Consider the following 9,761-nt stretch of genomic DNA (forward strand, 5'->3'; position numbering starts at 1 on the left):
AGATTTTTTTTATAGTCATGAAAAATATTTTACCATAAATCCTAGACTTTTAAAGTCTGGGATTTATTTTTTTCATCAAAAAGGAGCTTCACACTAATTATTTAGTGCGACAGCCCCTTTTGACTAAGCTATATTTTGAAATTCATTTATTCTAATAATTATTCATTACCATTAGAATATTCAAAGTTCCAAAATTTATCCATTTCTTTTTGTTCTTCTGTTAAACCTTTACATTCGGATTCTAGGTTATTATTTTCTATTTTTTCTTTAATATTGCTTTCATAATCCTTTGTTAGTTTTTCGTTCATTTTGTTATTAACCATATATATCTCCCCTTTGCTTATTATTTAGGACCCGAGCTTAAAATTTTAAACTCTTTATTTAATTATACTATAATATCTTTCCCTATAAAACTTCTATTATTAATGAACATATAAAGTCCAGCAAAAATTTTACTGGACTTTATATAATTTATTTATCTAATAATTTTTTTAAGAAATCAAAAATGCTAGAAAAGAAATTTCCTAGGGCAGTTAAAAGGTTTTGAAAGAAACCGCTCTCTTGTATTTCCTTACCTGATTCTTTTAAAACTTCAGCTATTTGATTACTTATATTTTTTAAAGTGTCTTTAACTTTATCATAATCTATATCTAATTCATTAATTTTGCTCATTAGAGTTTTTATTTCTTCTTTTTGTTCTTCTGTAAGTTCAATTGTATAATTTTTTGTAACATTATCGATTATTTTTGCAATTTCTTCATTATTTTTTGGAGTTTCTTTTAAAACTTGTGTTTTCACATCATTAATTACTTTTGCAGCCTCATCATAGCCTATTTTTTCTCCAAGTTCAGAAGTTACTTCTATTTCTTCTTGTGCTGTTTTCTTATTTTTTAAAGATAATTCCTCACCTTTAGCACCTTCAAAGCCTTTTAATATACCTGATAAAGCTGAAGTTCCTGTAACTGGGAAAGGTGAACTAGCCATAACTTCTGCATTTGTTATACCAGATGTAACTAAAGCATTAGAAAGCATTAAGGCAGTAACTTCGGTTAAATTTTTAGCTTTTACTTGTATTCCACCTTTATCTGTAAGTTTAACATAAGAAGAGGAATAGCAACCACCTTGATAATTTGATGGATCATTAGGATCGAGCCCTAATTGTTCAATAATATCTTCATTTGTTATTCTATCTATAGTAACTTGATCTTCAGAAACACCGAATTCCTTCAATAATTCCTGTTCCTGAGCATCTGTTAGATCAATTCCAAAAGTTACTCTTTCTTTATTTTGGGCTTGGACATTAACACTAAATAAAGATATGCTAAGGGCACATGCTGCGGTAAATTTTAAAAAGTTCTTTTTCATATTATCCCCCTTTATTATTAAAAATATATTTTATAGAGAAATTACTTTACTTATATTATTAAAAATATCATAAAAATAGAAGGCTTTTAAGATATATTTAAGAATTTTTAAGATAAATTTTAGTCTGTTTATCATAATAATTAACTTTATTAAATACAAAAAAAGGAAGATTGTAAACAATCTTCTCTTTTATAATTATATTTCTGTTATAACTGGTAATATCATTGGTTTTCTTTTTATTCTTTTATAAATAAAGTTTGTTACTTCTTTTCTTACGTTATTTTTTATATCTGCCCATTGCGTTATATTATTTTTAAGGCATTTCTCTACCTCTCTTGCAGTAATTTCTTTTATTTCAGTTATTAAGCCTTCTGATTCTCTAACATAGACGAAACCTCTTGTTACAATATCAGGTCCTGAAAGTATTATTTTATTTACTACATCTATTGCAATAACTATTGTAACAAGACCATCTTCAGACAAGTTCTTTCTATCTCTTAGAACAATATTTCCTACATCACCTACACCAATTCCATCAATAAGAACTCTTCCTGAAGGTACCTTACCTGAAACATGAGCTTCATCCTTTGATAACTCTAAAACATCACCAAGTTCCAATAAGAAAATATTTTCTTTTTTAATTCCCATATTTTCAGCGATTCTGCCATGGGCGATTAAATGCATATATTCACCATGAACCGGCATAAAGAATTTAGGTCTTATTAGGGCAAGAAGTAATTCAAGTTCCTGCTGGCAAGCATGACCTGAAACATGAATTTCCTCCATTTCTCCATAGATAACTTTTGCTCCTTTTTCTACTAGATCATCTATTACATTGGATACAGCTTTTTTATTGCCTGGAATAGGACTTGAAGAAATAATGACAGTATCTCCTTCTTCTAAATAAATATTTCTATGAGTACCTGAAGCTATTCTTGTTAGAGCAGCCATTGGTTCTCCTTGGCTGCCTGTTGTTATTATAGTAATTTCTTCACTTGGGTAATCATTAATATCTTTTAAATCAATTATCATTTCTTCCGGAATTTTTAAATATCCTAATTCTATTGCTATTTCGGATATACTTTCCATGCTTTTGCCACTGAAAGCAATTTTTCTACCAGTTTTTATTGATGCATTTATTATTTGTTGAACCCTATGGGTACTTGTTGCAAAGGTTGCCACTATAACTTTTCCTTTACCTTCAGCTTTTGAAAATAAATTATTTAAGGATTCCCCCACCATTTTTTCAGACATTGTATATCCTGGATAAGTTGCATTTGTACTATCAGCTAATAAAAGAAGAACTCCTTTATTACCTAATTGTGCAAATCTAGCTAAATCAATAACTTGTCCATCAATAGGAGTATAATCAACTTTAAAATCTCCTGTATGAACTATTATTCCCACAGGGGTATGAATAGCTATAGAAACAGCATCTGCCACACTATGATTTGTTCTAATAAATTCAATCTTAAAATTACCTTTTTCTAAAACATCACCTGGTTTAACTAAATTTAATTTACATTTATTTTTTATTCCGTGTTCTTCTAGTTTGCTTTCTATTAAGGCTAAAGTTAATTTTGTCCCATAGATTGGGGCATTTATCTTTTTAAGTATATAAGGAAGACCACCAATATGATCCTCATGACCATGTGTTATAAAAAAACCCTTTATTTTATCCTGATTTTTTAATAAGTAACTTACATCTGGGATAACAATATCTATTCCTAGTAAGCTTTCATCTGGAAAGGAAGCACCACAGTCTATTATTATAATTTCATCTTCATATTCAAAGACTGTTAAGTTCTTTCCTATTTCACCAATCCCTCCTAATGGAATTACTTTTAACTTGCTTTTATTATTTTCTTTTTTCTTTCTTTTAACTTTTTTCTTTTTTTTAATTTGTTTTTTAATATTATCTGTATTCTCCATGTAAACTCCTTCTATAGCTAAGAATATATTATCTTTGCTTACAATTTTTTTATATTTAACTTTTGTTTAATATAATTCAGTATTAAATATTTCATATAAGAAAATTATATTTATTTTGCCTTAGAACTACATAAAAATTAATATGTTTTCTATGGTTAAAAATAAATTTGTTTTTTAATATTTATAAATTTTTTCAATGAAAAAACTTGAATAAATATACCAAAAAATAATATATATTCATTCATCTTTTTTCACTATATAACATAATTATATTAGTTTTCCAAAATTTTATCTAGAATTATTTTATATTAAGTTTGAATATGTTGTTTTTATTTTTTATTTTATTATTATCATTTACGAGGAAGTTTTTTAAGAGTGATATTTATGATAAATTTATTTCATTTCCTGAATTTAATTATATTTTATTTAATGAAAAAAATTTTTCATTTTTATTTAAACGTTATTATAAAAAATAATTATTTGCTATAATAAAATAAAAAACACTGGGGGAAAATTATGAGTAAAATAAAAGTAATAATTATGGATGTAGATGGAACATTAACAAACAGCGAAAAAGTTATAACAGCAAAAACAAAAGCTGCCCTAATGAAAGCTCAAGAAGAAGGTGCAATATTAATTCTTGCTTCTGGAAGACCAACTTCTGGTTTAATAGATTTTTCTAATGAATTAAAAATGGACGAACATCATGGTCTTTTGATTTCTTTCAATGGTTCTAAAGTTGTTGATTGTCAAACAAAAGAAGTACTTTTCAATGAAACTATGACTGTTGAAGAAGGTAAAGCTGTTCTTGAACATATGAAAAAGTTTAAAGTAAAACCTATGATAGACAAAGACGATTACATGTATGTAAATGACGTATATGACTGCTATATAGATTTCAATGGAAAACCATTTAATATAATTCAATATGAAGCTCGTGGTGGAAAATTTAAGTTATGTGAAAAAGATGATTTAGCTGCTTTTGCAGATTATCCTCTAAACAAAATTTTAACTGCAGGTGATCCTGAATACCTTAAGACATATTATAAAGAAATGATGGAACCATTTAAGGATACTTTAAGCTGTATGTTTACCGCTCCTTTCTACTTTGAATTTACAGCAAAGGGCATTGATAAAGCTAAGGCTTTAGATTCTGTATTAATTCCTCTAGGATACAAAAGAGAGGAAATGATCGCCTTTGGTGATGGCCACAATGATGCTTCAATGATTAAGTATGCAGGAATTGGAGTTGCCATGGAAAATGCTGTTCCTGAACTAAAAGAAGTAGCTGATGAAATTACCTTATCAAATGAAGAAGATGGTATTGCATATACTTTAAGCCAATACTTTAAAGATATTGATTTTTAATTTTAGAAAACTATTATTTTATAAAATGATATATAATGTTCATGGAGGGATCTTCATGAACATTTTTAATAAGTTTTACAAATTAACTGACTTAACGGAAAATGAAAAAACATTAGTTAAATATATAGTAGATAATTCAGAAGTTTTTGTGAAAATGAGTTCAAGTGAAATTAGCGAAGCTTGCTATATTTCACCTTCAACTATTTATAGATTTTGTCAAAAGATTGGCATCTCAGGCCTATCTGAATTAAAGGTTCAAGTTTCTATGTCTATAAATGAATATTTAAAGGAGAATAGCAGCATCGATTTCAACTATCCTTTTAAAGAAAATGAAAGCGAAAATCAAATTATTCTTAAAATGAAAGAATTATATGAACAGACAATATTGTCTTCATTAAATTTAATGGACTTAGATCAATTAAAAAAATTTCACACCTTTTAAAAAATGCTAAGCATATTGATTTTTACACTTCTGCTGGAAATTTATATTTTGCCGAAAACTTTAAATTTCAAATGCAGGAAATTGGAACCTTTGTCAATGTTCCAATAGAAGAATATCATCAAAGATTAACTGCATCTACTAGCGATGAAAATCATGTGGCAATTATTGTATCCTTTGAAGGCAGGGGAATGGTAATAAAAAGATTAGCAGAAATATTAAAATTAAATAAAACGCCTATTATATTAATTTCTTCAATAAATGAAAATCCTATTAGTAAATATGCAGATTACTATTTGTTTTTAAGTTCAAATGAAAATCATTTTAATAAAATTTCATCTTTTTCTACAAGATTATCTTTATTATATATTTTAGATTGTATTTATACCTGCTACTTTAATTTAGATTATGATAATAATGTAAAAATGAAGCTTGAAGCCTATGATAAATTATCTGGAAGAAGTATATAAAAATTCAATAAAAAAACTATCCAAATAGATGTGTGAACTATCTTAATGACACAAATAAAAACTAATAGACATTAAAATAGCCCCTTTAGTATTTTCACTATATTATAAGCTCTTACAAACCTTAGCTAAATAACAATTATAATATAATTACCAATTTTAAAAGGGGTTATTAAAATTTTCTTGATATGAAAAAATAGATATTTTTTTATATTCTCTTTTTATAAGCTAATTATCTTCTTAAGATTTTATCCATTGCTTTTCCTTTTGCCAATTCATCTATTAACTTATCTAAATAGCGGACTTCCTTCATGAAAGGATCTTCAATTTCTTCAATTTTAACACCACATATTCTACCTTTAATTAGAGTTCTTAAAGGATTCATTTTTGGAGCTTCTTTAAAGAAGGTTTCAAAGTTAACATTTTTCTCTAATTGTTCTTTTAATTGTTCCTGACTATAGCCTGTTAACCAAGTAATTATTTCTATAACTTCATCTTTAGTACGCCCTTTTCTCTCCACTTTTTCAATATAAAGGGGAAAAACACTTGAAAAGCTCATTTCATTTATACTTCTTCTTGCCATATTATCGCCTCTCTTTTTGCTTTTCTTTATTTTATCATTTAATATTCTTTATTTCAATTAATTTATGTTTACTATCTTATGTTGAAATAAACTAAATAGTAAATAGAATTTTCTTTATTCTCTACATCAATGTAATCTAAATCTTTAGCATGTTCATATTTATTATCTCTCTTATAAATTTCCTGCTTTCTTCCGCAATTTTCAAGAATTTCTAGTAATGCTTTAATGTTACGATCCTAAACCATTTTAAGAGATTCTCCACCTTCTTCACAAAAGTAAAAATCATTCCATTGCTACTTCTTTGCTATCTTCTTGTCCTTCAAGACTTAAAGGCCTTGTTCTATCATCTTCCCATCCATAATCTGGCTGGGCATACCTAACAAAAAAGAGACTTGTCATACTCTATAATCCCTCCTAAAAATTAATATCCTTATATAAGGCGGCTTTAGTAAAATAATTTATGCTTAAATGAAAACAACTTGAATAAGAAACATGTAAATAATAGTTCCAACTCCAATGCTTAATAGAACATTTTCCTTCCAATAATGCAAAATTACAATAACTGTAACAGAAATAGCTTCTGGCAGCCAGTTTGAAGTTGCTGCAAAATTAACATTCTTAAGGCAGTACACTACCAGCAAACCTATTGCTGAAAAAGGCAAAACTTGTCCAAGAAAATTTATGTAAGAATTATTTGATTTTGCATCTTTAAACAATATGAAAGGCAGAAACCTTGTAATCATTGTAGCAAGAGCTGCTAAGCATATAATTATAAAGGCTTGAAATATTGTTAAAGTCATTGTACTACCTCCTCTTTTAATTCTTCTTTTTTAACATCCTTCTTATATAATAAAGTTAATACTACTATTATTAAAATCATAGAAGGAATTATAAAGTTGCTTTGCCCAAAAATATATAAAGATACTATAGAGCATAAAAGACCAATTATGGCTGCCTTATGATCTTTTTGTCCTTTCCATTGTCCCACAAATATTGATACAAATAAGGCTGTTAATACAAAATCTAAACCCTTTGTATTAAATGAAATTAATGAACCTAAAAAAGCTCCAATGGCTGAACCTGCTGCCCAATATAAATAATCAAGAAAAGTAATAAAAAAATAAAACCAATTTCTATCTATTCCTTTAGGTGCCTCTGTAGAACAAACTATAGAAAAAGTTTCATCACTCATCGCAAAAATAAGATAGGGTTTTAATTTGCCTGCCTCTTTATATTTATCTAACATTGAAATTCCGTAAAATAAATGGCGGGCATTTACCATTAATATCATTATAAAAGTATAAATAGGATTAAAAATTGATGTTAAAAAAGTTATAGTGACGTATTGAGCAGAACCAGCATAAATTAACAAACTTGCTAATACTGACCAAAATATTCCATAACCTTTACTTTTCATTAAAATTCCATAAGCGGTCCCTAAAAATATATATCCTGTTAATACTGGAATTGTATAGGGAAATGCTGCTTTTAATACTAAAATCTTTTCTTTAATTTTTTTCTTCAAATTATCACCATACCTTTCCAAATAAAAAATACTTTTACATTCTAAGAACTTCTTTTAATAATTTTATCATATTTATTCATTTTATAGCTAAACTTTAATTTGTATTCTCTATACAAATATAATATAAAAAAATACTAAAGGTTAAATAATAACTGCATCCATAGGGCCTCCTTTTATCTATCTCTAGATATAATTAATTGGTAATTTATCTTCATTATATCATAATTATAGAGGTCTTTTGTATAAATTACTAGTTCCTTATAATTAAAGTCCAGAACAAAAAATCCTGGACTTTTTATTACTTAATCAAATATTAATTTTAAAAATCTCTTCTTCCCAATTCTTATTACATCACCAGATTTTAAGAAGATATTAATATCCTCTGATGATAATTTATCACCATTAAGCTGAACTCCTCCTTGATTTAGAAGTCTAATAAATTCCTTTTTACTAGAAACATAGGACATATCCTTTAGTTTTGGAATAATATCTAAAACTGTAACTTTTCCAGCTTCAATTTTTAATTCAGGAATATTCTCAGGAATAGCTTTTTTGCTAAAGGCTGTATCATAAAAATTTATTGCCTTTTCTAATTCTTCCTTAGTATGGTATAGGGACACTATAGTTTTTGCTAAGTTATATTTAATATCTCTAGGATTAATATTATTATTTAGCATTTCTTTAATCTTATCAATTTCATCAGGATGCTCATCTGTAGCAAGTTCATAGTATCTAATAATAAGATTATCTGGAATTTCCATAACCTTTTTAAACATTACTTCAGCCGCTTCATTAACTCCAATATAGTTTCCAAGACTTTTACTCATTTTCTCTACACCATCTAGTCCTTCTAGGATAGGCATGAAAATTGCAATTTGTTGTTCTTGCCCCATTGCTTTTTGAAGAGATCTTCCCATAAGGATATTAAAAGTTTGATCTGTTCCTCCTAACTCAATATCAGCATTAAGCTCAATAGAATCATAAGCCTGCATTAATGGGTAAAAGAATTCATGAATTCCTATTGGTACTTGATTTTGATATCTTTTTTGAAAATCATCTCTCTCTAGCATTCTTGCAACTGTTGTTGTTGAGGCCAATCTTAAAACATCCTCAAAATTAAGTTTAGAAAGCCATTCACTATTAAACCTAACTTCTGTCTTTTCCTTATCAAGAACTTTAAAAATCTGATCACAGTAAGTCTTTGCATTTTCCTTTACCTGCTCATCAGATAATGCAGCCCTGCCCTTTGACTTTCCAGTAGGATCACCTATCCTGCCAGTAAAATCACCAATTACAATTACTACACGATGACCTAAATCCTGCATTTGTTTAATCTTTCTTAGTACAACAGCATGACCTAAGTGTATATCAGGTGCCGAAGGATCTAATCCTAACTTAATTGTTAATGGTTTACTGCTTTCATAAGATCTTTCTAATTTCCTTAATAATTCTTCTTCGTTAATAAGGTTCTCTACTCCCTTACTAATAATTTTCATCTGCTCCTTTGCTTTTAACATATCAACATCTCCTTTAGAAATATTTTTAATATTGCAAGTTCTATAAGAAAGTAAAGCGGATAATAAAAAAACTCATCCTTAATCAAAAGGACGAGTTAATACTCGTGGTACCACCTTAAGTTCATAAACAACTCACATTGTTTACCTTATCAAGTACGTCACTAATTGCGAGATACTTTAGCACTATAACGGGCGCAGGTTTCCGTCGCAGCCTACTTGATATAATCTTTCGGTGCGAAGCTCCAAGATGTATTCACAATCCCTAACCATGCACCTCTCATCAACCGGTAACTTTCTGTTTGGTATCCTGATTGCTACTCTTTCTTATCATAGCCTTTACTTCTTATACTCCGAAATGCACAATATGCAAATCTTGGTTATGCAGATATTAAATTAAGAAAATTATACTAACTTATTATTTATTAGTCAAGAAGTCTATTAAATTCGATAGCGTCAATTTACTGTAGGAAAAAATAATTATTATTCTCCCATAAATTATGAAGAAAGTTCAATCACTTATTTCAATCACTATTAGTTTAATATCATTTTTTGGTTCACTTAATAA

The 9,761-nt window shown here is 27.8% G+C and carries 10 protein-coding genes and 1 other annotated feature; of the genes, 3 read left to right on the top strand and 7 right to left on the bottom strand.

The features are described from left to right. Positions 1 to 158: 158 nt before the first annotated feature. The 3 genes from KQI16_RS02150 to KQI16_RS02160 all read right to left on the bottom strand — a co-directional run bounded on the left by KQI16_RS02150 (position 159) and on the right by KQI16_RS02160 (position 3,297). Positions 159 to 323, bottom strand: coding sequence for a hypothetical protein (locus tag KQI16_RS02150; protein WP_216431858.1), 165 nt, complete (start codon positions 321 to 323; stop codon positions 159 to 161). A gap of 148 nt (positions 324 to 471) precedes the next feature. Further along, the gene (locus KQI16_RS02155; protein ID WP_216431859.1) at positions 472 to 1,365 is read right to left on the bottom strand and encodes a DUF1002 domain-containing protein; all 894 of its coding nucleotides are present in this window, start codon (positions 1,363 to 1,365) and stop codon (positions 472 to 474) included. A gap of 195 nt (positions 1,366 to 1,560) precedes the next feature. Continuing rightward, complete coding sequence (locus KQI16_RS02160) at positions 1,561 to 3,297, bottom strand: ribonuclease J (RefSeq protein WP_216431860.1); 1,737 nt, start codon at positions 3,295 to 3,297, stop codon at positions 1,561 to 1,563. Between the two features lie 516 nt (positions 3,298 to 3,813). On the opposite strand from KQI16_RS02160, the gene KQI16_RS02165 reads away from it, so the two are divergent. From KQI16_RS02165 to KQI16_RS12870, 3 genes are read left to right on the top strand one after another with little or no spacing between them, the layout of a single operon-like run. After that, positions 3,814 to 4,665 carry a Cof-type HAD-IIB family hydrolase gene (locus KQI16_RS02165; RefSeq protein ID WP_216431862.1) on the top strand — a complete coding sequence of 284 codons (852 nt, stop codon included), beginning with the start codon at positions 3,814 to 3,816 and terminating at the stop codon, positions 4,663 to 4,665. Positions 4,666 to 4,720: 55 nt separating this feature from the next. After that, the gene (locus KQI16_RS12865) at positions 4,721 to 5,107 is read left to right on the top strand and encodes a MurR/RpiR family transcriptional regulator (RefSeq protein WP_286172841.1); all 387 of its coding nucleotides are present in this window, start codon (positions 4,721 to 4,723) and stop codon (positions 5,105 to 5,107) included. Between the two features lie 14 nt (positions 5,108 to 5,121). Then, positions 5,122 to 5,574, top strand: a complete 453-nt coding sequence (locus KQI16_RS12870) for a MurR/RpiR family transcriptional regulator (RefSeq protein WP_330654128.1) — start codon at positions 5,122 to 5,124, stop codon at positions 5,572 to 5,574. Positions 5,575 to 5,803: 229 nt separating this feature from the next. Here KQI16_RS12870 and KQI16_RS02175 read toward each other — a convergent pair whose 3' ends face one another. From KQI16_RS02175 to tyrS, 4 genes are all read right to left on the bottom strand, one after another. Further along, entirely contained in the window at positions 5,804 to 6,154 is a 351-nt protein-coding gene (locus KQI16_RS02175) for a DUF2200 domain-containing protein (protein WP_119864932.1), read from the bottom strand. Between the two features lie 464 nt (positions 6,155 to 6,618). Then, positions 6,619 to 6,954, bottom strand: coding sequence for a branched-chain amino acid transporter permease (locus tag KQI16_RS02180; protein WP_216431864.1), 336 nt, complete (start codon positions 6,952 to 6,954; stop codon positions 6,619 to 6,621). Then, entirely contained in the window at positions 6,951 to 7,679 is a 729-nt protein-coding gene (locus KQI16_RS02185; protein ID WP_286172842.1) for an AzlC family ABC transporter permease, read from the bottom strand. Before KQI16_RS02185 ends, KQI16_RS02180 begins: the two co-directional genes overlap by 4 nt. Before the next feature lie 302 nt (positions 7,680 to 7,981). Further along, positions 7,982 to 9,196, bottom strand: coding sequence for a tyrosine--tRNA ligase (tyrS, locus tag KQI16_RS02190; RefSeq protein ID WP_216431867.1), 1,215 nt, complete (start codon positions 9,194 to 9,196; stop codon positions 7,982 to 7,984). Positions 9,197 to 9,279: 83 nt separating this feature from the next. After that, positions 9,280 to 9,536, bottom strand: a binding site (T-box leader). Between the last annotated feature and the right edge of the window lie 225 nt (positions 9,537 to 9,761).

The organism is Caproiciproducens sp. MSJ-32 (assembly GCF_018918055.1).
Taxonomy (GTDB): Bacteria; Bacillota; Clostridia; order Clostridiales; family Clostridiaceae; genus Clostridium.